Genomic DNA, 21,737 nt, shown 5'->3' with positions numbered 1-21,737 from the left:
CGTGGTGTGGCAAGACTTCTCACGGGCCTTTCGCTGGGCTACTTCCTGGTCATGCTGGACACGACGATCGTGACGGTGGCGTTGCCGTCCATGTCGCCGTCCTTGGCCGAGCAGCAATGGATTTCCAACGGCTACACGCTGACGTTTGCGGCGTTCCTGTTGACGGCCGGAGCGTGGTCGGACCGCTTCGGCGCCCGCCGCGTGTTCTGCACGGGCCTGTTGTCGTTCGCCGCGTTGTCCTTGCTGTCCGCGGTTTCTCCATCGCCGGCGGCGCTGATCGCCCTGCGCGCGTTGCTCGGCGTGGCGGGCGCGCTGCTGGTGCCGTCCTCGCTGTCGCTCATCGCCGCGGCCTATCTCGTGCCGGCCGCTCGCGCCAAGGCGATGGGCGTCTGGGCGGCGGTGAGCGGAACGGGCCTGGTGGCCGGCCCGCTGCTGGGCGGCCTCCTGACGCAGGCCTTCGGGTGGCGCGCGATCTTCCTGGTGAACGTCCCGGTGGCGGTGCTCGCGCTGGCGCTGTCCCGCTCCGCCCCGGCGACGCCGCCCAAGCCGGGCCGGGTCGACTGGGCGGGCCAGGTGTCGGCTGTGGTCGCTTTGTCGACATTGACTTACGCGCTGGTGGAGTCGGTGTTCTGGCTGCTGCCGGTGTCCTTGGTGGCGGCGGCGGTGTTCGTGGCGGCGCAACGCCGTCCGGACGCGATGCTGCCGGTGTCGTTGCTCTCCAGGAACCTCCTGGCGGGCGCGATCGTGAACTTCGCCTTGTCGGGTGTGTTGTTCGTGCTGTCGGTGTACTTCCAGCAGTCCCGCGGATATTCACCGTCGACAACGGGATTGGCCTTTCTTCCATTGACGATTCCGACGGCGTTCAACCCGATCTTCACCGGCCGATTGGTGGCGCGGATCGGATCGCGGTTCCCCGCGGTATCGGGTTTACTTCTGATGTCGTCGGGTGCATTGCTGCAGGCATTCTTTCCCGGTTTGCCGGTGGTCGCGTTGGCGATGCTGGGGTTCGGCGTCTCGCTGGCGATCCCTTCGCTGCTGACGGCGGTGGTGGGCTCGGCGCCGCGTGAGCTGGCGGGGATTGCCGGCGGAGCACTGAACGCGTCACGGCAAACAGGGGCCGTGCTGGGCGTGGCGGTCCTGGGTGCGCTGCTCAGCGCGACGTCGACGACCACGGCCCTCGCGGCGGCCGGCGTCCTCCTGCTCGGCGGCGCCCTTCTGTTTCCGGGGAGTTGACTGTTTCCTATTGGAACAGGAAACAGGAAACGCCTTGTTGCGCCCAGCTGCGTGACGAATCCTGGTTGCAGGGCCGGAAATTCCTCCGGAATCCCTGGTCAAACCCCATTCCTTTGGAGGATTCGTCATGTCCATGCCCAAGAAGCTGGCCAAGATCGGCGGCCCCGTGCTCGCGCTCTGCATCATCGCCGCGGCGCCGATCATCGGTTCCACCACGGCATCCGCGGACGGCGGCGGCAGCACCCCGCCGTCGACCAGCACCCCGCCGCCGGCGGGAACCGACGGCAACCCCTGGCACGGTTGACCCGGACACCGGGCCGGCCGCGAACCGGCCGGCCCGGTCACCGCGCGGCGCAGCAGTCCAGCGTGACGCGTTCGGCCCGCACGTCGTCGGCGTCGGGCAAGCCGAGTTCGGTGAACGCGGTCTCGGCCGCGTCCCAGTGCTTGACGGCCCGATCGTGCTCGCCCATCGCGTGCAGCGTCTGCGCGACACCCCGGTGAGCCCGGCCCTGGTAGGTGCGGTTCCCGGCGCCGACGGCCAGGTCCAACGCCGCCTCGCACGCCGCCAGAGCGTCCTGCCGCGCGCCCCGGGCCAACGCGGTCGCGCCGCGGTCGAGGTACAGCTGCGTGCGCAGGTCGGCGTCCGGCACGTTCGCCGCCACCTCGCGCGCCTTGTCGTGGTAGCGCACCGCCTGCGTGAACCGGCCCTGCTTGCGGTGCACGTTGCCGATGTTGTTGAGCGCGTAGGCCTCGACGCAGCGGTCGCCGACCTCGGCGGCGTGCCCGTGCGCCTCCGTGTAACTGGCCAGCGCCTCCGAAAGCAGACCGAGATGCTCCTGCACGGACCCCAGGTTGTTCACCGCGTGCGCCAGGCCCTGGACGTGCCCGACTTCGCGAAGCAGCCCCGCGGCCGCCGAGTGCTGGCGCAGCGCGACGTCGAGGTTGCCGTGCAGCTCGTTGAGGTAGCCGAGCATGCTCAGCGCGTGGGCCTCGCCCCGCCGGTCTTCGCTCTGCTCGTACTTCTCCAGCGCGGCCTCGAGATGGGCGATCGCCTGCTCGTGCTTGCCCAGCTCCATCGTCGGGATCGCGAGCGCGCACAGCGTCGCCGCCTCACCCCGCGGGTCGCCGAGCCGCCGCCACTTCGGCAGCGCCCGGGCGGCCAGCTCGAGCGCCTGCGCGAGGTGCCCGCGCCGGTCGTTCGCGGTGGCCAGCCGGAGCAGGACGTGCGCCTGGCCCTGGTCGTTGCCGGGGTCGGCCGAGACGGTCTCCCACGCGAGTTCGAGCGTGCCGATCCAGTCCTCGAACTGGTTGGTCGTGTTGAAGTAGCGCCACAGCAGCACGGCCAGCCGCCAAGTGTGCTCGGGCAGGCCGTGGCGGGCGGCGTAGCGGATCGCGGCCACGAGGTTGTCCCGTTCGGCGACGATCCACCGCAGCCCGGCGGCTTCGTCGGCGAACTTCGGCGTCACCGCGCACGACCGGTCGGGCGCGGGCAGCTGCGCCCGGTCGAACGGGTACGCGGCGCCCACCGCGGCCGCCAGCGTCACGAGGTAGAAGTCCAGCAGCCGCACCAAAGCCTGCTCGGACGCCGGCTCGACGGCGGCGAACTCCTTGAGCGGGTCCAGCATCTGGTACCGCTCCGGCGCGGCCTCTTCGAGCAGGCTGACCTCGTGCAGGTCGTCGAGCAGCAGCCGCGCCTCGGCGACGTCGCAGCCGGCCAGCGCCGCGCCGCCCGCGACACCGACGTCCGGCCCGGGCAGGCTCCCGAGCAGCCGGAACATGGCGCGTTGCGGCTCGCCGAGCTGCTGGTAGGACACCCGGACGGCGGCGATGCCGTCGTCCTCGCCCCACGGGCCGCCTTCTTCGAGCAGGTGCAGCAGGTGCGTCAGCGGCCACCGCTCGTGCCGCCGGAACAACGCGGCCGCGACCCGGATCGGCATCGGCAGGTACCCGCAGCGCTTGACGACGAGCGCGACGTCCGCCGCCCGCCCGCGCACCCGCGACGGGCCGGTCAGCGCGGTGAACAGCTCGGCGGCTTCCTCCGGCGGCAACGGCGAAAGCCGGACCGGCTCGCCGACGTCACCCATCCGCCGGCTCGTGATGACGGCGAGGCAGCCGTCGGCCTCGGGCAGCAGCGGCCGGATCTGCTCCGGCGTGGCGGCGTTGTCCAGGACGACCAGCGTGCGCGTGCCCCACAACGTCGTCTGGTAGAGCGTGGCCTTGCGGCCCACGGTGGCCGGGATCTGCTCGGCGGGCACGCCGAGCTCGACCAGCAGCTCGGTGAGCGCGTCGCCGACGCTGGTCTCGGAGACGCCGGGCGTGAAGCCGTTGAGGCGGGCCAGCAGCTGGCCGTCGGGGAAGCGGTCGCGCAGGCGGTGCGCCGCCTCGATGGCGAGGCCGGTCTTGCCGACGCCGGGCGCGCCGCTGACCCAGACCGCTTTCCGGCCGGCCGTGGCCGCGGCTTCGATCGTCGCGAGTTCCGCGGCGCGCCCGGTGAACCCGCCGGGCCGCGACGGCAGCGAGCTGGGTGGTTCGCCGTGCTCGGCGCGCGCGGCGAGGTTGCGCAGCACCGGACCGGGCTCCATCCGCAGCTCGGCGAGCGCGGCGCTGGTGCTCTGGAACACGCGGAGCGCGCCGACCTGGTCACCGCCGGCGAGCAGCGCGCGCATGAGCAGCCCGGCGTGCTTCTGGCTGGCCGGATCGGACCGCACGAGCGGCCGCAGCCGGTCGCGCGCCGAGCGGTGGTCGCCGGTGTCGAGCTCGAGTTCGGCGAGGTCGCCGACGGCGTCGGGCAGCGTCTCTTCCGGGACAACGACCTCCGGCCCGCCGACGCGGTCGATGTCGATGTCCTCCAGGAACCGCCCCCGCCACAGCCCGACGGCCTCCCGCAGCAGTTCAATCTTCCGCCGCGGGTCGTCGGCCCGGCCGGCCTCGGCGCGCAGCCGGTCGAACCGGACGGTGTCGAGCTGGTCGTCGCCGAGCCGCAGGAGGTAGCCGGTGGGGGTGGTCTCGATGCTCACACCGACGTCGCGCAGCCGCTTTACGTAGCTGCGCACCAGGGTGGGCTTGGCTTCGCGATCGGCCCAGACGATCTCGGCGAGGCGCGGGCTCGACACCGGCTTGTTCGCGTTGAGCAGCAGCACGACGAGGACGAACCGTTGCTGCTGGTCACCCAGCGGCACCGGTGCGCCGTCGTGCCACGCCTCCAGCGGGCCGAGCATCCGAAACTCCACGCAGCCTCCCCGGCGTCAGCTTGCTTTCCCCCGTTGATGTCGCGCAATCGGCCGTTGGGGTTTCGGTAATCCGCATTTCTTGCACGTTCGATACACGCGGGGTTGCCAGACTCCGCCGGTCGAATCAGGGGTGAAGGAGAAACCGGTATGGGGTCCGACGTGTTGCCGTGTTACGTGGCGTGCGACGTATCGCTTTCGATGGCCGACCACCTCGAAGAACTGAACCAGGGCCTGCGCGAGTTCCGCGGCGCGGTGCACGCGGACGCGTCGATCACCGACCGGGTGCTGTGCAGCGTGATCGGCTTCGGGGGGAAGCCTTCGCTCGTGCAGCGGATGCTGCCCATGGACGACCTGGTGGACCTTCCCGCGCCCGGGGCGTGCGCGGGAACGAACTTCGGGCCGGTGTTCACGTTCCTGCGTGACGTGATCGACGAGGATCTCGGTCTCCTCACGGCGCACCGGGTCCGCGTCCACCGCCCGATGGTGTTCTTCCTGTCCGACGGCCAGCCGACCGACCCGGTGACGTGGCCGCCGGCGTTTTCGTTCTTGATGGATCCGGCCTGGTCGCACCGCCCCCGAGTGGTGGCGTTCGGAGTCGGTGACGCGGACGAAGAGGCGCTGAGCCGCATCGGAACGTTCCGCTGCTACCTGGGCCGCGACGGCGTCCGCATGGGAACGGCGCTGATCGCGTCGGTGATGCACGTTCTGTCCACTTCCGGTCCACCGCCTGGCCGCAGGCTGTCCGGAAGGGGGTGCTGACGATGGAGACGCACTGAAGGAGAACGACGGTGGAGCGCGCTGAGCTGGTCCAGGAGCTGAAGACGCTGCGCAAGGGCCGAGGGCTGGCGGGCCGTCTCGACGGCCGGGTGGGGCCGTTCTTGAGATCGGCCTGCGCGGTGTCTTCGGGCGACGGCCAGGTGGCGATCCGCGAGAAGGTATCGGGACGTATCACCGAACTGGCCGCTCAGCTACCGGACGACCTGCGCTTGGCGGCGCTGGCGGCCTTCGCGATTTCCGCGGAGGCCCGCCAGCCGCTGTACCAGGACAGGGTCAGATGGGCGGCGTCCCGGGTGGACCGTGACCCACGGACGGTCCGCCGCCGCGTGGACGAGGCGATCGTGCTGCTGGCGGAGCTGGCATCGGCGTCATCTTCGCCGGTTGTTTCGCCCTCGGACCGCTGGCACACGGCGTCGTTGTCGATCGCGTGCGTGGTGGACGAGCTTTTGGTTCTCGAGAGACGCCGGATCGTGGCTGACCAGGAGGGTCTCGAGTTCGTGGACTTGGCGGTCTCGCTGCCTTCGGGTCGCCCTTCGGTCTCTGTCCTCTACGGCGGTTCGTTGGTCGATCGCGGGATGGAGACGTCGTCGAGGTGGGGGTACGGACTGGAGCTGCCCCGGCCGCTGTCCCGAGGGGAGTCGTGGGAGTCGGCGGTGTTGTTCCGGCCGCCGTCGTTGCGGCCGTACATGGTTTCGGTGCCGCGTCAGCCGTGTGAGTCGTTCGACCTGCGGGTTCGGTTTGGTGCTGCCCACCCGTCGGAGGTTTGGGCTTTGGAGGGGGCGTTCCAGAGGGACGTTTCGGATCCGGGGTACCGGGGGCGTCCGGAGCAAGTGGACTCGTCGGGGGAGGTCCACTTGCGATTCAGCCGGCTGACGCCGGGCCTGGCGTACGGAGTGCGGTGGGCGCCTCAGCCTTGAAGTGGCATACTCTCTGCGACTGATCAACTACGCTAGGGAGTAACCCGTGGCGTTCACGGTGGACACGTTCCAGATCGGGCTGTACGGCGGAATCCTCGGCAACCACCACGGCGACGCGAAGGCCGCGGAAGGATTCGCCGAGACCAACCTGCAGACCGGCGCACAGCCGGGGCTGATCGCCGAACTGGCCGGCAGCCACGAACAGGCCAAGGGTGAAATCGTCAAGGCACTGACCGGCCTCGCCTCGGTGTGCGAGGCGAGCAGCGCCGAACTCGACCGCGTCCGGCAGATGTACGACCGCGTCGATCAAGGCTCGGCCGAGAGGCTGGACCGGACGTACCCCGACCCCGGAAGCCCGCCGCGGATGCCGTCGATACCGGGGCTGCCCGCCGACACGGGCACGCAGGCCGTTCGCCAGACCACCCATCCGGCGGAACGGTTGAAGCCTCCCGAGGCGGAGGGCTTCACCAACCCCATCCAGCTCGTGAACGACCTGGGCAACCTGATCAGCGCGGGCTACTGGACGCAGCAGTTCCTGGACGCGACGATCCAGGTCAACCCCGTCGAGGAGTTTTCGAACTGGGTGGCGGGCGACTGGGAGCAGTTCGCGAAGGCTTCGGACGCCTTGAACTCGCTGTCCCTCTTCTGCGGCGACGTTGCTTACGACGTGAAGACGAACATCACCACCTTGCTCACGAGTTGGACGGGCAACGCGGCCAACGAGGCCTTCCAGTACTTCAGCGGGCTGGCCGGCATCGTCGACGGTTACGCGGCGGGCCTCGCCACCTTGCGCGACAAATACCGCGAAGCGGCGCGAGGCGTCTGGGAGTTCTCCGAAACGATCAACGACGTCATCCAAGACATCTTCGACAGCATCTTCTGGGGCGCGGTCGAACTCGCCGCGGGCGGAGTGCTGTCCGAGACGGTCGTCGGCCCGGTCGTGCTCTGGAGCCTCGCCGCGCTGGAGTGCAAGAACGTGGTCGACGGCTGGAAGCAGATGACGAACCTGCTGATGAACGTCCAGAACACGATCCGCCTGATCCACGGCGGCGTCCTGGACGTCATCGGCTCCGGCGGTAGCTTCCAAGCCCATCCCTTGCCCGCCGGCTACGACCACCCGGGAGCCTGATCATGTCGCCGGAATTCTCCGCGGACCCGGTGAAGAACCGCGCCCGCCACGCGCTGCTGACCAAGCTGACGGCTTCCACGGCCAACCCCGCCGCGGCGGAGATGGCCCGAGAACTCCTGGCGGGCAACGTGACTCCCCGCGGGATCCTGGGCGCGAACCTGTACGCGGACGTGCTCGCCGGAAGCACAGCGGGTTTCACCGAATGGTACGGCAACCTGTCCGAAGCCGAGAAGGACGCGCAGGCCGAAGCAGGGCGAAATGCGTTGGCGCAGCTGGCATCCATGGAGGACGAACCCGCCCCGTCCCGCCGGGCGCGTCCGGACTCCGCGGACGACGACGAAGATTTTTCCGAAGTGGACTGGCTCGATGGCTGACCCGCGAAACGGCTCACCGCTGTTCGACGCCGACGCCATTCTCCGCAAGGCGTATTTCGGGGTATGGCTCCTCAGTCTCGTATTCACGGGATTCGCCATTTGGGGATTAGTGCGTTATCCGCATTGGTCGTGGGCAACCCCCATCGCGGCGGCGTTGGTGGCGCTGGCCGCGAACCACCGCTTGCGCACGGCGAATCGCCGCGGAGAAACCGTACTGCTCGGGGCCGCGACGCTGCTGTTCGTCGTGCTCGCCGGCGTGCTGCTCGGCGTTGCTCTGCGCCTGGCCCGTTCTTGAAGGTGCCCCCGGCAGGATTCGAACCTGCGACACCCGCTTTAGGAGAGCGGTGCTCTATCCCCTGAGCTACGAGGGCTTGTGTACTCCGCACAGGCTACCCGACAGTCGGCACGCGGAGGGGCTGGGCTCCGGATCAGGCTATCGGCACTCCTTGGAGGCAATCAGTCACCCCGTGTAGCAAGTCGGTTGAGAGCGCAGGGCGATCGACCTCCTCGATGGCTGTCCGGCTGTCGGCACTACCGTCATGGGCATCGAAAAGGATACGGAGCCGGAGTGCGGACCTACTACGACGAGGACGACTACGAGGGCTACGAGGCGGGGCAGGACCTGCTGGTCCGCCGCTTCACCACCTGGGCGGCCGGCCAGGGGCGCGAGATCGACCCGTACGCCGTCATCTCGGCGCTCGAGTTCCGGCACACGTCGATCGACGGTCGGCTCGCCTATTGGACCGCCGCGCTGGTCCGGGATTTCCTGCTCGCATATGTACCGCACACGCTGTCGGCCACCGCTGATGACGCCGTGCGCGTGCCCGGGACCTTGCTTCTGTTCCTCCGGTATCTGCACGAGACCGAGCTGGCCGACGCGATGGGCGAGCCCCTGGCCGACCTCGAGGAGGCCGTTGCGAAGGCGTCGTCCGAGTTTCCGGCCGCCATGGGTGACGAGCGCAACTTCGGTGTCGGCAAGTACTGGGTGATGACCGCCATCCGGAACGGGATCGATCCCGCCGACTCCGATGCCATGAACGCCTTCCTTGCCGAGGTTCGTCAGGGGAAGTACCCATACGACGCCGATCTGCTCGCTGACCTCGCCGCCAGGCATCTCAGCGAGGAGGGTGGGCGGGCGCTTCCGCAACTGCCGGTGTCGTTGCCGGCGGAGGCGGAGCTCGTGGCCGCCGCCGAACGCTCCTCGCTCGTGGTCAAGCTGCGGAAATTCGTCGAATGGGTGGGTGACGGCCGAACGCTGACAGGTACCGGCACCCTCAAACTCGCCGACGCCCGCGAGCTCGTGTCACTACTGGACACCGGTGACCGGCTCGAATGGGACCTCGCCGGCGCGGTCCAGCGTGTCCGCAGCAGCGCCGATCTGCCGAATCTCGGAATCCTGTTCGAAATCGCGAAGCGCGCGCGGGTCGTGCGGGTGGTCAAGGGCAAGCTGGTTCGCGTGGCGAAAGCGGCGCCGCTGGTGAAGAACGCTCTCGCCTTGTGGGCGGCGGCGTTCGACACGCTCTCCGAGCGGGGCCTGCTGGTCAAGGGGAGTGGTTGGGGTCCCGGCTACGCCGTGCTGCTCGGCGACTGTCTCGACCTCGTGCTGCCGGACGTGCTCAATACGGTGTACGGGATGCCGGAGCCGGTACCCGTGGTGCGGCTCGCCGAAACTGCCTGGCTGGGCTGCCTGGAAAGTGCTTACCCCGAGCTCGACCCGCCGACCGAGTCGATGTGGCGGGACGGGTTCGCCGGCGAATTCCGGCGGTTGCTCGCCAAGCTGGCCGAATTCGGTGCGGTCGAGCTGACGACGGGACCGGCCGACCCGATGTACACCATGGACCTCGTGCCGGAGAACCCCGAACTCCCACCGGATGTCCAAGACCGGTTGCGGGACGCTCTCGATGCGCCGTCGCTCGACTTGGTCGCCCTCACCCCGCTGGCGACCTGGGCGGTCCGGGAACGGCTGCTGCGAGAGGGCCGGTTCGCGCCGGTGGTCGGTGAGCTCGCTGCCGCCGCTCCCGCGGCCATGCTTGGCGTCGTCACGGAACATTTCAGCGAAGAGGCGGCCGCGGCCGAGATCGGCGGCTGGCTGGCCGCGCACGGTGGCCGCGAGGCCGGGCTGCCCGTGTTGCTGGACGCCGTCCGCCGGTGCCCGTTCCGCGCACGCGCGTCCGTCTTGCTCGGGATCCTCGTCGATTCCCTTCCCGGCGGCGGTGCGGTGCTCGACGGTCTGCGCGCCGACCCGGGCTTGGGTCCGATCGCGACCCAGCTGCTGGTCGAACGCGGAGAACTGGCTCTCGAAGACTTGGATGAGCGCGAAAGTCTGCTCGGCATCACCGAGCAATTCCTCGTGCTGCTGGAGACGGCCGGGCCGGAAGCGACGGCTGCGACGTTGGCCGAGATACCCGCCGACGAACGCGTGCACCTTGCCGACGCTATTTCCGCGTCAGGCCATCCGGACAGAGTGGGGCTCGCGGAGCTGGCCGAAGTTTTCGAGGATGTTCGGCTCGTCCGGACCGCACATCCGCTCGGTGGTGTGACCCGGTCCCGGAACAGCAATGGGAAGACCAAGAAGCGCCGTCGCTGATCCGGGCGTGCGAGTGCCGGATACTCTGCCGCTGTGGGGACGAAGGACGAGCGTCGGGCGGCTCGTGAGGCTGTCGCTGCCTACCACGAGGCGCGGCTCGCCGAGCTGGTCGCGCGCGTGGCCGAGGCGGTGGACCACCACCGGGCCGGCGAACTGGACGCCTTCGAGGTCGATGAGGTGCTCCACCAGTACCACCGCGCGACACGAAAGCTGTGGACGTTCTGCGAGCCGTCCGGTGCGCAAGCCGAGCTCACCGCCCGCGTCATCCGGCGCATGGCCGACGAGGGCGAGGCAATCGACTGGTGGGAGCGTGGCGCGGCTCGCCGTGGTGGGTGATCACTGAGGCGCCCCGACTCTCGTCGTCACCCGGGTGAGTGGTTCTCACCGCTCTCCCGCATCGCGGATACACCCCTGCGGACGGCCCACCGCACCTGACCTGGACGGACCAGTGCGTCACCTGGTCGTGTCTGGTTTCGAACTGCTGAACAACAGTAGGTAACCTTCGTTAACGGGACGCGGGGAGCCGCCTCCTACTGGCTGTTGCGGAGGGCTTCGTTGATCAAGCTCATGTTCGCCGACGACGAGGAACTGGTGCGCTCGGGGTTGCGCGCGATGATGTCCGGGGCTCAGGACATCGAGATCGTGGGCGAAGCCTCCGACGGCAGATCCGCAGTGGAGGTCGCCCGGCGGTACCACCCCGACGTTGCCCTGCTCGACATCAAGATGCGGGCCCCTGACGACGGCATTCGCGCCCTGCGGGCCATCCTCGCCCTGCCCGATCCGCCCACCGTTGCCATGCTGACCACCTTCGACATCGACGAGTACGTCAGCCTCGCCCTGCGGCTCGGCGCCAACGGCTTCCTCCTCAAGGACATCGATCCCGCCGCCCTGCTCAGGGCCGTCAGGGATCTGGCAAGGGGTGGCGCGGTGCTCGACCCCGGCGTTGCCGCGCGGATGGTTCAGTCCCACCGGGACGAACAACGCGCCGCTCAGCCGGCGCGGAAGCTGCTCGCCTCACTGTCCGAACGCGAACGCGAGGTCGTCGCCCTCATCGGGCAGGGGTTGAGCAACGCCGAGATCGGTGGGCGCCTGCACCTCTCCGAAGCCACCGTCAAGGGGTACGTCTCCGCCGTGCTCTCGAAGATCGGCGCCGCCAACCGCGTGCAGGCCGCTCTGCTGGCCTACCGCGGGGGCCTGCTCGACCAGTAGATGCTGCTCACGGCGCTGGAGTTCCTCGGGCTCGTCGCCTTCGCGGCGTCCGGGGCGCTCGCCGCCGTGCGGGCGCGGCTCGACGTCTTCGGCGTGGTCGTCGTCGGGCTCACCACCGCGCTCGGCGGGGGCGTCATCCGGGACGTCCTGCTCGGCATCCACCCGCCCACGACGCTGCGGAACTGGCCCTACCTCGCCGTCTGTGCGGCCACCGCCCTGGTCGTCTTCGCCTTCCACCCGCAGGTCGCGCGGCTTCGGCGGGGTGTGCTGCTCGCCGACGCCCTCGGGCTCGGCGTCTTCGCCACCGCCGGGACGACCATCGCCCTGAACGCCGGCGCCACCGTCTACGCCGCGTGTCTGATCGGCATGACGACCGGCATCGGCGGCGGGGCCGTGCGCGATCTTCTCCTCCGGGAAATCCCCCTCGTCCTGTGGAAAGAGATCTACGCCGTGGCCGCGCTGGCCGGCTCGGTGCTCGTCGTCGTCGGTCACGTTCTGCGACTGCCGGCGGGGCCGGTCACCGTGGTCGCGGCCGCGGGCGTGGTAACCATCAGGATGGTCGCGCTCTGGCGGCACTGGAACGCCCCCGTCGCGCGGGCACCGGAGTGAGGTTTCTCTTTGTGTGTTCTGTGTGTGTTCTTAGGCGAGTCTCAGCACGCTGAGTAAGACTGACGCCATGCGCATCCTTGTGGTGGACGACGACCGCGCCGTCCGTGAGTCGCTCCGGCGGTCCCTGGAGTTCAACGGCTACCAGGTCGAGCTGGCCAGCGACGGTGCGCAGGCCCTGGAGGCGATCATCGCCGACCGGCCGGACGCGATGGTCCTCGACGTCATGATGCCCCGGCTCGACGGCCTCGAGGTGGCCCGCCGCCTGCGCAGCACCGGCGACGATCTGCCGATCCTCGTGCTCACGGCGCGCGACACCGTCTCCGACCGGGTGTCCGGGCTCGACGCCGGCGCCGACGACTACCTGCCGAAGCCGTTCGCGCTGGAGGAGCTGCTCGCCCGGCTGCGGGCGCTGCTGCGCCGGGCCGTCCCCGACGGCCAGAACGGCCAGGCGTCGGAGATCCTGTCCTTCGCGGACCTGACGCTCGACCCCGGCACGCGCGAGGTCCGCCGCGGCGGCCGCGAGATCAGCCTGACCCGGACCGAATTCGCACTGCTGGAACTGTTCCTCTCCTACCCGAAGCACGTCCTCACGCGGGGCCGGATCCTGGAGGAAGTATGGGGTTACGACTTCCCGACGTCGGGCAACGCGCTGGAGGTCTACGTCGGCTACTTGCGCCGCAAGACGGAGGCCGAGGGGGAGCCGAGGCTGATCCACACGGTGCGGGGGGTGGGGTACGTCCTGAGGGAAACCCCACCGTGATCGACGCCGGCGAGCCCGGTGACCCCCGCGGCACGCGCTGGGGGACGCGCCGGTTCTCGCTGCGCGGCCGGGTCACGCTGCTCGCCGCCGCCTGCGTCGCCGGCGCCGTCGCGCTCGTGTCGATCGGCGCGTACATGGTTGTGCGCAGCAACCTCTACCAGCAGCTGGACGACGGCCTGATGGCCCGCGCGCAAGCGGCCGTCGCGTCGCCGCAGGTGCAGACCGAGCTGCGGCAGGTGCCGGGCGCCTTCCTGGCCAGCGCCGACCTGCAGATCGGGCAGCTCAACGCCGCGCCCGACGTCGCGCACGCCGTGATGACCTACCCGTTGTCGAGCTCGGCGCCACCGTTCGACCAGCGGGAACTCGCCGTCGCGAACGGCGACTCGCCCGAGTCGATGCGGACGGACTTCCGCACCGACAGCCGCGTGGTCGCGCTGCCCTCCGGGCACGGCGAGGCGATCGTGCTGGCCCAGTCGATGGGCCCGACCAAGCGGACGTTGAACGAGCTCGCGCTGGTGCTGTTCCTGATCGGCGGTGCCGGCATCCTGGTCGCCGCCGCGGCGGGCACCGCGGTCGCGCGGGCCGGCCTGCGCCCGGTCGACCGGCTGACGTCGGCCGCCGAGCGCGTCGCCAAGACCGGTGACCTGCGGCCCATCCCGGTCAGCGGCGACGACGAGCTCGCGCGCCTCACCACCACCTTCAACACGATGCTCGGTACGGTCGCGGACTCGCAGGAACGCCAGCGCCAGCTGGTCGCGGACGCCGGCCACGAGCTGCGGACGCCGTTGACGTCGCTGCGCACCAACCTCGAGCTGCTGCTCGCCGCGAGCAAGCCGGGCGCGCCGCCGCTACCGGACGAGGACCGCGTCGACATCATCGCCGACATCAGCGGCCAGCTCGACGAGCTGACCCAGCTGATCGGCGACCTCGTCGAGCTCGCGCGCCAGGACGAGCCGCGCGAGCGCTTCGAACGCGTCGAGCTGCTGGAGGTCGTCGAGCGCGCGCTGGACCGGGCGCGGCGACGGGCGGGGGAGATCAACTTCGACGTCTCGCTGCAGCCGTGGGTGCTCACCGGCGACAACAGCTCGCTCGAGCGTGCGGTGCTGAACCTGCTGGACAACGCGGTGAAGTTCTCGCCGCCGGACGCGACGGTCTGGGTGCGGCTCTACCCGCTCGGCGACGGCACGGCCGTGGTCGAGGTGGCCGACGCCGGCCCGGGCATCGCCGAAGAGGACCTGCCCAAGGTGTTCGACCGGTTCTACCGCTCGTCGGAGGCGCGGACGCTGCCCGGCTCCGGGCTCGGCCTGGCGATCGTGAAGCACGCGGCCGAACGGCACGGCGGAGCGGTGTACGCCTCGCAGGCGCCCGAGGGCGGCGCGTTGATGACGATCCGGCTGCCGGGGGCGCCCGGCTGATCCGGGCGTTTTCGAGACGCCGCGGGTGGTGTTGTTCGCTTAACGCGTGGTGCGGCCGATCGCGCTGTGACCTGCTCTTTCCAAAGTTCACCCACGTCGCCCCTGCGAATCCCGTGTTGAATCGTGTAGGATTTTGTGTGGTTGGGGTGCGACGGACGGAGTGAACGGTGCTGGCGCGTCAGCGACAGGCGGTGATCCTGGAAGAGGCACGCCGGACCGGGGCGGTCCGGGTCAGTGACCTCGTAACCAGGCTGGGCGTGTCCGACATGACGGTGCGTCGCGACCTCGACGTCCTCGCCGGGCGAGGGCTCGTCGAGAAGGTCTACGGCGGCGCCACCTCGGTCGTCGGCAAGAGCACCGACGAACCCGGCTTCGAGGCCAAGTCCGTGCGCCAGCGCGCGCAGAAGGAGGCCATCGCCGAGCTCGCCGCGACGCTCGTGCGGCCCGGCACCGCGATCGGCATCTCCGCCGGCACGACCACCTGGACGCTCGCCCGCGCGCTCGACGCCATCCCCGGGCTCACCATCGTGACCAACTCGATCCAGGTCGCCGACGTGCTCCGCGGGTCGACGCAGCCGGACCGCACCGTCGTGCTCACCGGCGGGGTGCGGACGCCGTCGGACGCGCTGGTCGGCCCGGTCGCCGTGCACAGCCTGCGGTCGCTGCACCTCGACGTCGTCTTCCTGGGCGTGCACGGGATGGCCGACGGGCCGGGGTTCACCACGCCGAACCTGACCGAGAGCGAGACCGACCGCGCGCTGGTCGAGGCCGGGCGCAAGCTGGTCGTGCTCGCCGACCACACCAAGTGGGGCACCGTCGGGATCTCCACGATCGCCGACCTGGACGAGGCCGACGTCGTCGTCACCGATGACGGGATTTCCGACGAGGCCAAGGAAGTACTCGCCGAACGGGCGGGGGAACTCATGATCGCCGAGACGGCGGAGACGGACGAGGCCCAAGAAGCGTGAAGCGCACCGTACGACACCTGGCCGACGGCCGGGAGATCATCTACTTCGACCAGCCCGGCGCGCCCGAGCGCGTCGCCGAGGACACCCGCGACCTGCCGCCGGTCGCGGCCGCGTCGGAGATCCGGCTGGACCCGCTGACCGGTGAGTGGGTCGCGATGGCCGCGCACCGGCAGACGCGGACCTACAAGCCGCCGGCGGACCTCTGCCCGCTGTGCCCGAGCAAGCCCGGCAAGCCGAGCGAGATCCCCGAAAGCGACTACGACGTCGTCGTCTTCGAGAACCGCTTCCCGTCCTTCGCCGAGGACGTCATCGGCGAGCCATCCACTGTGGACGGTTTCGGGCTGGTGCCGGTGCGGCCCGGGCGCGGCCGCTGCGAGGTCGTCTGCTTCACCAGTGACCATGAGGGCGCTTTCTCGCGGCTGAGCCCGAAGCAGGTGCGGGCCGTCGTCGACGCGTGGGCCGACCGCACCGCCGCGCTGTCCGAAGTGCCCGGTGTCGAACAGGTCTTCCCGTTCGAGAACCGCGGCGAGGAGATCGGCGTCACGCTTTCGCACCCGCACGGGCAGATCTACGGCTACCCCTTCGTCACGCCCAAGACCGAGCGGATGCTCGACGTCGCCCGCGCCTACCAGGCCGAACACGGCCGTCCGGTGCTCGGCGACGTACTGGCCGCCGAGCGGAAGTCCGGCGCGCGCGTGGTGGCGTCCGGCGAGCACTGGACGGCGTACGTGCCGCCGGCGGCACGCTGGCCGATCGAGGTGCACGTGGTGCCGCACCGGCAGGTCGCGGACATCCCCGAGCTGACCGACGCCGAGCGCGACGACTTCGCCGACGTCTACCTGGACGTCCTGCGCCGCTGCGACGCGCTGTACGACCGGCCGCTGCCGTACATCGCGGCGTGGCACCAGGCGCCGGTGCGCCGCGACCGCGAGCTCGGCTGGCTCCACCTGGAACTGTTTTCCGTGTTGCGCGCCAAGGACAAGCTGAAGTACCTGGCCGGGTCCGAATCGGGCATGGCGGTGTGGGTCAACGACGCGACGCCGGAGCAAATCGCGGAACGGCTCCGCGCGGCGGGCTGATCCGGCCATACTCATCTCCGATGCACAGGTTCGGCTCAGGAACCTCTCAGGACCATCGCGCAAGGTGAGGACATGACCGAGAACGACCCCAGCGCGCACGACCCCGCGGCGCCGCGGCACCCGGAGACCGGCCAGCAGGCGGCTCAGGGCGGTTGGGCGGGGAGCCCGTACGGTGACCAGGCCGCCACGCCCGAGTCCGGCGGCACGCCGCAGTACTCGGCGCCGGAGCCGTCGTACCACGCGGTGACCGGGGCCGATCCGTCCTACGGGACGCAGCAGACCGCGAACCCCTGGTCCGCGCAGGGGGCCGCGTCGGGCCAGACCCAGCAGAGCGTCTACCCGAACCCGAATCCGTACGCGCAGGCCGGCCCGGCCGGCTACGGCACGCCGCCGGCGCCGCCCGCGCAGCCGAAGCGCTCCGGCGGCAAGCTGCTCGCCGGCGTCGCGCTGGTCGCGCTGCTCGTCGGCGGCATCGCGGGCGGGGCCGTCGGGTACCTCACCGGGGGCACGGCCAACGGTCCGGTCGGCAACGCGCTCGACGCGCCGAAGCCGGCCCAGCAGACCGGCAACGCGCCCGCCGGCTCGGTCGAAGCGGTCGCGCAGAAGCTGTCGCCCAGCGTCGTCGAGCTGCAGGTGAGCGGGCAGCAGGGGGCCGGCGAGGGCTCCGGGTTCGTCATCAGCACCGACGGCTACATCCTGACCAACAACCACGTGGTCGAGGTCGCCGCCAACGGCGGGCAGATCCAGGCCGTGTTCCAGGACGGCAAGAAGGCCGCCGCCAAGGTCGTCGGCCGCGACCCGACGACGGACATCGCCGTCGTCAAGGTCAGCGGCGTCAACAACCTGACCCCGGTGGAGATCGGCCGGTCCGACGACCTGCGCGTCGGCCAGTCGGTGGTCGCCATCGGCTCGCCGTTCGAGCTGGCGGGCACGGTCACCTCGGGCATCGTCAGCTCGCTGCACCGGCCGGTGCGCGCGGGCGGCGGACAGGGCGGCCAGGAGACGGTGATGGACGCCGTCCAGACCGACGCGGCGATCAACCCGGGCAACTCGGGCGGCCCGCTGGCGAACATGTCCGGCCAGGTCATCGGCATCAACTCGGCGATCTACAGCCCGCAGTCCGGCCAGGGGCAGGGCCAGGGCGGCTCCGAGAGCGGCAACGTCGGCATCGGGTTCGCCATCCCGATCGACCAGGCCCGCCGCACCGCGGACACGATCATCAAGACCGGCCAGGCGGTGCAGACCTACATCGGCGCCCAGGTCACCGACGCCCCGCAGGGCGGCGCGAAGCTCGGCGCCATCACGCCGGGCAGCCCGGCGGAGAAGGCCGGCCTCAAGTCCGGCGACGTCGTGACGAAGATCGACGACCGGAACATCGACACGTCCGACACGCTGGTCGCGGCGATCCGCACCCGCGCCCCGGACGAGAAGGCGACGTTCACGCTGGCGGACGGCCGCACGGTCGAGGTGACGCTCGGCGGCCAGCCGGTCCCGGCCAACTAGTCCGCATCCGACGCTCGGCCGCCCTGGTGCGGCCGAGACCAAACATCGGCTCGACCCCCGCATCTCGGGGCCGGACCCCCAAGGCCACGCGCGACCCGGGCATTCGATGCCGGTCGCGCGTGGCCGCATTTGTGGGTGGGTCAGGGCGCAGGAGGAGCGGGGCGGGTGTCGGACGGGCGGGTTTGCGTGGCGGGGGGCTCGGCCGGCGCGCTTGAGAGGGTTGGGCGCGCGCCCGGATGCTCGGCGAGCGTGCCGGGACGGGCACCTGGCGGGGCGGCGGGTGCGGCTGGTGCGCCCGGCAGATTGGTCTCCGTCCCGGGCGGGTTGGTCGGCGCGCCTGGTGTGCTCGGCGGGCCGGTTCGCGTGTCGGGTGGGACATCGCGCGGGCCCGGGCGGACCACCCGGCGGGCGAGCGGTGCCACCAGAACCACGAGCCAGACCGCGGCCAGCGTCAGGATCAACCCGAGCCCGGGGTTGCCGTCGTGCAGGCCCGGCATCGGCGGCGTCCCGTACGGGCGCCACAGCAACGGGAACGCCACGATCAGCAGCACCCCCGTGATCACGACCCCCGCGACCACCGGGACCCGCCACGGGCGCGGCAGGACTCGGGCCAGGATGATGCCCAGTACCGCCGTCAGCGGGGCGACCACACCGTCGTTGAGGAGCGGGCCGCCGACGATCCAGCCCACCGTGCCGAACACGTCCGGGCGCAGCGGGAACGCGTACTCGACGAACAGCACGACACCCCACGCCAGCGCCGCGAGACCCGGCAAGACGAGCAGCGTGCGAGCGATTTTCACAGCGCCTCCAGCTTCGTGACCCACTTCGTCTGCAGCACGCCGGGCCGGTTCGGGGCGATGATCCGGCACGGGAAGCCGTGGTCGAGGTCGAGCACCTCGCCGTTCAGCTCCAGGGCGAGCAGCGTCAGCTCGTCCGCCGTGTGCTCGCCGGGCAGGACGCTTACGCCGTACAGCCCGGAACGCTCCGAAGAGGACACTCGTACCGCCGTGCCCGGTGCCGCGCCGACCGCTTTCAACAACGCCGGCAGGGAAACCCCGCGCCAGGTCGCCGACTGGCTCCAGCCCTCCACGCACGCGATCGGCAGCTCGGCCGTCGTCTGGGGCAGTGCGCGCAGCTCGTCGAGCGAGAACTTCGTCGCGCCGGCCGGCGTCACCACCGAGAGCCGCCACGACGGTGACCACGTGATGCCCGCGGCCGCCGCCGTGCGGTTCACCGGGAGGTTCTGCGTTCCCTTGCCCGTCTTCCAGGAGAGGCCGGACACGCCGCGCAGGAACGGGACCGTCGCGCCGGCCGTGGCGACGACCGCGACGCCGGTCGCGAGCCCCGTCGTGCGGAGGAACCCGCGCCGCGACAGGCCGGCGGCCGGTGGCTCCTCCTCGGGTGCGCCGCGGGTCAGCGCCCGGCGGATGACCGGCAGCTTCACCGCGACGTGCACCGGGATCGACCCGATCGCCAGCCACGCCACCGCGTAGTGCACCTGCGGGAAGTAGAAGCCCCACGGGTAGTTCTGCGCGACGTTCAGCAACCCCGTCGTCAGCTCGAAGAACGCCGCGCCCGAGAGCACCAGGATCGACAGGCGCTCGAGCGCGTGCGGCAGCGAGCGGACCAGCGGACGGCCGAACAGCTTCGGATAAACGCTCCACAGCTTAGCCAGCAGCAGCGGGATCGACGCGATGCCGGAGATCACGTGCAGCCCCTGCGTGACGCGGTAGAGCCCGACCGGGCGGCTGGGCCAGAAGAACCACTCCGGCGGGTGCTGGATCAGGTGGCTGATCAGGCCGGTCACGAAGCAGGTCGTGAACGTGACCGCGAGCGCCAGGCCGATCTTCGACGTCACGCGCTCGTCGTGCGCCGGTGCCTTGAAGTGGTCTTCCCGGGGAATCGGCAGCTTCACGACCGCTCCAATCGCGCGAACCAGCGGTGGCCGTGGCGGGTCGTCCAGGCGACGCGGAAACCGGCCCGCAGTGCGACTTCGGCGATCGCGTCGACGCCGACCCACGCCCAGGTGAACCAGGCGACGTCGGGATGCCCGGGTCGTAGCCGGACGCGCTCGTGCCGCAGCCCGCGTCCGGGCGCCTCCAGTTCGACGAGGACGTCACCGTCGGTGGCGATCAGCTGTGCCGCCCGGCGCAGCAGGACGACCGGGTCGCCGCCGATGCCGATGTTGCCGTCGGCGAGCAGGGCGTGCCGCCACCGTCCTTCGCCGGGCACGTGGTCGAAGACGTTGCGGTGCAACGCACTCCCGCCGCGCCGTCGTGTCAGCCGGACCGCCGTGCGCGAGCTGTCCACGCCCAGCGCGACGATGCCGCGTCCGGCCAGGGCCGCGGTGAGCCGGCCCGGGCCGCAGCCGATGTCGAGGGTCGGGCCGGTGCAGGCGCCGAGCAGCACCTCGTCACCGTCGGCCGGCGCGGTCCAGCGCTCGACCGGCAGCTCCACCCGCTCGCCGTTCGCCAGTTCGAGCCAGCACCGGTGGCCGAGCAGGCCGCGGTCGAACTCGTTGCCGAGGAGTGCCGGCTTCATGCGACCGCCTGCCCGTGCACCGCCGCGACGGCCCGGGCGAACCGGCCGTGCGGGCACAGCGCCGCCACCGCACGGGCGTCCGCCATGGTGTCCACATCGGACAGTTCGGCGGCCCGCCGCGGTCGCAGTCCACACGCGGTGAGCGCGCGCATCGTGCGTTCGCCGGTGTCGGCACGGGACATCGGGACGCCCGCGAGGACTTGCGCGTGCCGTGGCTCGGCGAGTCCCAGCGCCCACCAGCCACCGTCGACGGCCGGGCCGAGCACCGAGTCGTGCCCGCCGTCCACGACCGGCGCGGCCGCCGCGGCGAGGGACTCCGCCGTGACCTGCGGGGTGTCCATGCCGATCTGGAGGATCGGCAGGCCCGAGTGCACCGCGGCCGCGTCCGCGTGGGCGTGTGCCAGGCGCACCCCGAAGTCCCAGCCGCGCTGGGGCATCGTGGTGACGTGGCGCAGCGCCGCCCCGATTTCGGGCGCCAGCGCGGCGGCGCCGAGGTCACCGGTCATCGCCACGACCGGCGCGGCGCCCGGGACCGCGCACACGGCGTCGAGCGTGTCGAGCAACGCGGCCGCGGCGATCCGCGCCGCCTGCGCCGGGGTCGCCGGCGGGGACAGCCGGGTCTTGGCGAGCCCCGGCACCGGCGCCTTGGCCACGACCAGCAGAACGAACTTCGCCGTCATCGCGCCAGCACCCGCCCGAAGTCGCGGACCGCGCGCAGCGTGCCCCGCACCGAGCCGGAGACCTTCGACTTCGTGCCCCGGGCGCGTTCGCCGTAGCGGACGTCGAACTCGCGCACCCGCCACCCGGCGCGCTGGGCCTTGACCAGCAGCTCGAGCGGGTAGCCGAACGCGCGGTCCGTGACGCCGAGACCGAGCAGTGCCCGCCGGTCGGCGGCGCGCAGAGGCGCGATGTCCCGCACCGGCAGCCCGCGCCGGCGCAGCAACCGCGCCAGCACGAAGTTGCCGGCCCGCGCGTGCCACGGCCACACGCCGGGACCGGTCGGCACCCGCCGTCCGACGGCCAGGTCGGCGCCGTCCTCGACCGCGGTCACCAGCCGCGGCAGGTCGCGCAGGTCCAGGGAGCCGTCGGCGTCGGCGAAGCACACGATGTCCGCGGTGGCGGCCTCCAGACCCGCGTGCACGGCCGCGCCGTAACCGCGGCGCGGCTCGTGGACGACCTTCGCGCCGAGCGAGGCCGCCACTTCGGGCGAGCCGTCGGCCGAACCGTTGTCGACCACGATCGCGCGGTAACCCGGCGGCAGCCCGGACAGCACACCGGGGAGGGCGCCCGCTTCGTCGAGGCAAGGGAGGACCACGTCCACTCCTGAGTCAGTCACGGCGCCGACCGTAAGTCCGGCGTGGACTGTGGAAAACCCTTGTGCGCCTTACCGAATCATGACGTGTGAC

At 71.1% G+C, this 21,737-nt stretch carries 22 protein-coding genes and 1 tRNA gene; 16 read left to right on the top strand and 7 right to left on the bottom strand.

The window, feature by feature from the left end:
* Nucleotides 1-6: 6 nt before the first annotated feature.
* Entirely contained in the window at nt 7-1,233 is a 1,227-nt protein-coding gene (locus AB0J40_RS13215; protein WP_364451717.1) for an MFS transporter, read from the top strand.
* A gap of 127 nt (nt 1,234-1,360) precedes the next feature.
* Nucleotides 1,361-1,537: a hypothetical protein gene (locus tag AB0J40_RS13210; RefSeq protein ID WP_364451714.1), complete on the top strand. Its 177-nt coding sequence runs from the start codon at nt 1,361-1,363 to the stop codon at nt 1,535-1,537.
* A 37-nt stretch (nt 1,538-1,574) separates the two neighbouring features.
* On the opposite strand, the gene AB0J40_RS13205 is transcribed toward AB0J40_RS13210, so the two are convergent.
* The gene (locus AB0J40_RS13205; RefSeq protein ID WP_364451711.1) at nt 1,575-4,463 is read right to left on the bottom strand and encodes a tetratricopeptide repeat protein; all 2,889 of its coding nucleotides are present in this window, start codon (nt 4,461-4,463) and stop codon (nt 1,575-1,577) included.
* Between the two features lie 147 nt (nt 4,464-4,610).
* Between AB0J40_RS13205 and AB0J40_RS13200 the strand changes: the two genes are divergently transcribed.
* Genes AB0J40_RS13200 through AB0J40_RS13180 form a run of 5 tightly spaced genes read left to right on the top strand, consistent with a single transcriptional unit; the run spans nt 4,611 to nt 7,955 of the window.
* Nucleotides 4,611-5,222: a hypothetical protein gene (locus tag AB0J40_RS13200; RefSeq protein WP_364451708.1), complete on the top strand. Its 612-nt coding sequence runs from the start codon at nt 4,611-4,613 to the stop codon at nt 5,220-5,222.
* A 29-nt stretch (nt 5,223-5,251) separates the two neighbouring features.
* Nucleotides 5,252-6,157, top strand: a complete 906-nt coding sequence (locus tag AB0J40_RS13195) for a hypothetical protein (RefSeq protein ID WP_364451705.1) — start codon at nt 5,252-5,254, stop codon at nt 6,155-6,157.
* 46 nt (nt 6,158-6,203) lie between these two features.
* On the top strand, nt 6,204-7,286 hold the full coding sequence (locus AB0J40_RS13190; protein ID WP_364451702.1) for a hypothetical protein: 1,083 nt from the start codon (nt 6,204-6,206) through the stop codon (nt 7,284-7,286).
* A gap of 2 nt (nt 7,287-7,288) precedes the next feature.
* Entirely contained in the window at nt 7,289-7,660 is a 372-nt protein-coding gene (locus AB0J40_RS13185) for a hypothetical protein (RefSeq protein ID WP_364451700.1), read from the top strand.
* Entirely contained in the window at nt 7,653-7,955 is a 303-nt protein-coding gene (locus tag AB0J40_RS13180; RefSeq protein ID WP_364451697.1) for a hypothetical protein, read from the top strand. The genes AB0J40_RS13185 and AB0J40_RS13180 overlap by 8 nt, the downstream gene beginning before the upstream one ends.
* A gap of 3 nt (nt 7,956-7,958) precedes the next feature.
* Here the strand turns inward: AB0J40_RS13180 and AB0J40_RS13175 are convergent.
* Nucleotides 7,959-8,031: transfer RNA gene (locus AB0J40_RS13175), tRNA-Arg, on the bottom strand.
* Nucleotides 8,032-8,228: 197 nt separating this feature from the next.
* Between AB0J40_RS13175 and AB0J40_RS13170 the strand changes: the two genes are divergently transcribed.
* The 9 genes from AB0J40_RS13170 (at nt 8,229) to AB0J40_RS13130 (ending at nt 17,790) form a co-directional block, all read left to right on the top strand.
* On the top strand, nt 8,229-10,247 hold the full coding sequence (locus AB0J40_RS13170; protein WP_364451695.1) for a hypothetical protein: 2,019 nt from the start codon (nt 8,229-8,231) through the stop codon (nt 10,245-10,247).
* 33 nt (nt 10,248-10,280) lie between these two features.
* A complete protein-coding gene (locus AB0J40_RS13165) occupies nt 10,281-10,583 on the top strand; it encodes a hypothetical protein (RefSeq protein ID WP_364451693.1) in 303 nt (100 codons plus the stop codon).
* 219 nt (nt 10,584-10,802) lie between these two features.
* Nucleotides 10,803-11,456 (top strand): response regulator transcription factor, encoded by a 654-nt coding sequence (locus AB0J40_RS13160; protein ID WP_003087851.1) that lies wholly within the window; start codon nt 10,803-10,805, stop codon nt 11,454-11,456.
* Entirely contained in the window at nt 11,457-12,065 is a 609-nt protein-coding gene (locus AB0J40_RS13155; protein ID WP_364451690.1) for a TRIC cation channel family protein, read from the top strand.
* 67 nt (nt 12,066-12,132) lie between these two features.
* Entirely contained in the window at nt 12,133-12,825 is a 693-nt protein-coding gene (locus AB0J40_RS13150) for a response regulator transcription factor (protein ID WP_364451688.1), read from the top strand.
* On the top strand, nt 12,822-14,240 hold the full coding sequence (locus AB0J40_RS13145; RefSeq protein WP_364451685.1) for a HAMP domain-containing sensor histidine kinase: 1,419 nt from the start codon (nt 12,822-12,824) through the stop codon (nt 14,238-14,240). The genes AB0J40_RS13150 and AB0J40_RS13145 overlap by 4 nt, the downstream gene beginning before the upstream one ends.
* A gap of 167 nt (nt 14,241-14,407) precedes the next feature.
* Entirely contained in the window at nt 14,408-15,208 is an 801-nt protein-coding gene (locus tag AB0J40_RS13140) for a DeoR/GlpR family DNA-binding transcription regulator (RefSeq protein WP_364451683.1), read from the top strand.
* Nucleotides 15,205-16,287 (top strand): galactose-1-phosphate uridylyltransferase, encoded by a 1,083-nt coding sequence (gene galT, locus AB0J40_RS13135; protein WP_364451680.1) that lies wholly within the window; start codon nt 15,205-15,207, stop codon nt 16,285-16,287. Before AB0J40_RS13140 ends, galT begins: the two co-directional genes overlap by 4 nt.
* Before the next feature lie 72 nt (nt 16,288-16,359).
* Nucleotides 16,360-17,790 (top strand): trypsin-like peptidase domain-containing protein, encoded by a 1,431-nt coding sequence (locus AB0J40_RS13130; RefSeq protein WP_364451678.1) that lies wholly within the window; start codon nt 16,360-16,362, stop codon nt 17,788-17,790.
* Between the two features lie 140 nt (nt 17,791-17,930).
* Here AB0J40_RS13130 and AB0J40_RS13125 read toward each other — a convergent pair whose 3' ends face one another.
* Genes AB0J40_RS13125 through AB0J40_RS13105 form a run of 5 tightly spaced genes read right to left on the bottom strand, consistent with a single transcriptional unit; the run spans nt 17,931 to nt 21,652 of the window.
* Nucleotides 17,931-18,590 carry a hypothetical protein gene (locus AB0J40_RS13125; protein ID WP_364451675.1) on the bottom strand — a complete coding sequence of 220 codons (660 nt, stop codon included), beginning with the start codon at nt 18,588-18,590 and terminating at the stop codon, nt 17,931-17,933.
* Nucleotides 18,587-19,705: a molybdopterin-dependent oxidoreductase gene (locus AB0J40_RS13120; protein ID WP_364451672.1), complete on the bottom strand. Its 1,119-nt coding sequence runs from the start codon at nt 19,703-19,705 to the stop codon at nt 18,587-18,589. Before AB0J40_RS13120 ends, AB0J40_RS13125 begins: the two co-directional genes overlap by 4 nt.
* The gene (locus tag AB0J40_RS13115) at nt 19,702-20,331 is read right to left on the bottom strand and encodes a class I SAM-dependent methyltransferase (RefSeq protein WP_364451669.1); all 630 of its coding nucleotides are present in this window, start codon (nt 20,329-20,331) and stop codon (nt 19,702-19,704) included. The genes AB0J40_RS13120 and AB0J40_RS13115 overlap by 4 nt, the downstream gene beginning before the upstream one ends.
* Entirely contained in the window at nt 20,328-21,011 is a 684-nt protein-coding gene (locus AB0J40_RS13110) for a DUF2064 domain-containing protein (protein WP_364451666.1), read from the bottom strand. The genes AB0J40_RS13115 and AB0J40_RS13110 overlap by 4 nt, the downstream gene beginning before the upstream one ends.
* A complete protein-coding gene (locus tag AB0J40_RS13105) occupies nt 21,008-21,652 on the bottom strand; it encodes a glycosyltransferase family 2 protein (RefSeq protein ID WP_364452551.1) in 645 nt (214 codons plus the stop codon). Before AB0J40_RS13105 ends, AB0J40_RS13110 begins: the two co-directional genes overlap by 4 nt.
* Nucleotides 21,653-21,737: the final 85 nt, after the last annotated feature.

Origin of the sequence: Amycolatopsis sp. NPDC049691, assembly GCF_040675005.1 — a bacterium.
Lineage (GTDB): Bacteria > Actinomycetota > Actinomycetes > Mycobacteriales > Pseudonocardiaceae > Amycolatopsis.
Note: the sequence above shows the minus strand (reverse complement) of the source record. Positions and strands in the feature narration are given on the sequence as shown.

Bases quoted from the DNA above. Each gene is read 5' to 3' on its own strand.
- AB0J40_RS13150 (WP_364451688.1), top strand. From the start codon at position 12,133: ATGCGCATCCTTGTGGTGGACGACGACCGCGCCGTCCGTGAGTCGCTC.
- AB0J40_RS13155 (WP_364451690.1), top strand. From the start codon at position 11,457: ATGCTGCTCACGGCGCTGGAGTTCCTCGGGCTCGTCGCCTTCGCGGCG.
- AB0J40_RS13115 (WP_364451669.1), bottom strand. From the start codon at position 20,331: ATGAAGCCGGCACTCCTCGGCAACGAGTTCGACCGCGGCCTGCTCGGC.
- AB0J40_RS13110 (WP_364451666.1), bottom strand. From the start codon at position 21,011: ATGACGGCGAAGTTCGTTCTGCTGGTCGTGGCCAAGGCGCCGGTGCCG.
- AB0J40_RS13185 (WP_364451700.1), top strand. From the start codon at position 7,289: ATGTCGCCGGAATTCTCCGCGGACCCGGTGAAGAACCGCGCCCGCCAC.
- AB0J40_RS13200 (WP_364451708.1), top strand. From the start codon at position 4,611: ATGGGGTCCGACGTGTTGCCGTGTTACGTGGCGTGCGACGTATCGCTT.
- AB0J40_RS13130 (WP_364451678.1), top strand. From the start codon at position 16,360: ATGACCGAGAACGACCCCAGCGCGCACGACCCCGCGGCGCCGCGGCAC.
- AB0J40_RS13180 (WP_364451697.1), top strand. From the start codon at position 7,653: ATGGCTGACCCGCGAAACGGCTCACCGCTGTTCGACGCCGACGCCATT.
- AB0J40_RS13210 (WP_364451714.1), top strand. From the start codon at position 1,361: ATGTCCATGCCCAAGAAGCTGGCCAAGATCGGCGGCCCCGTGCTCGCG.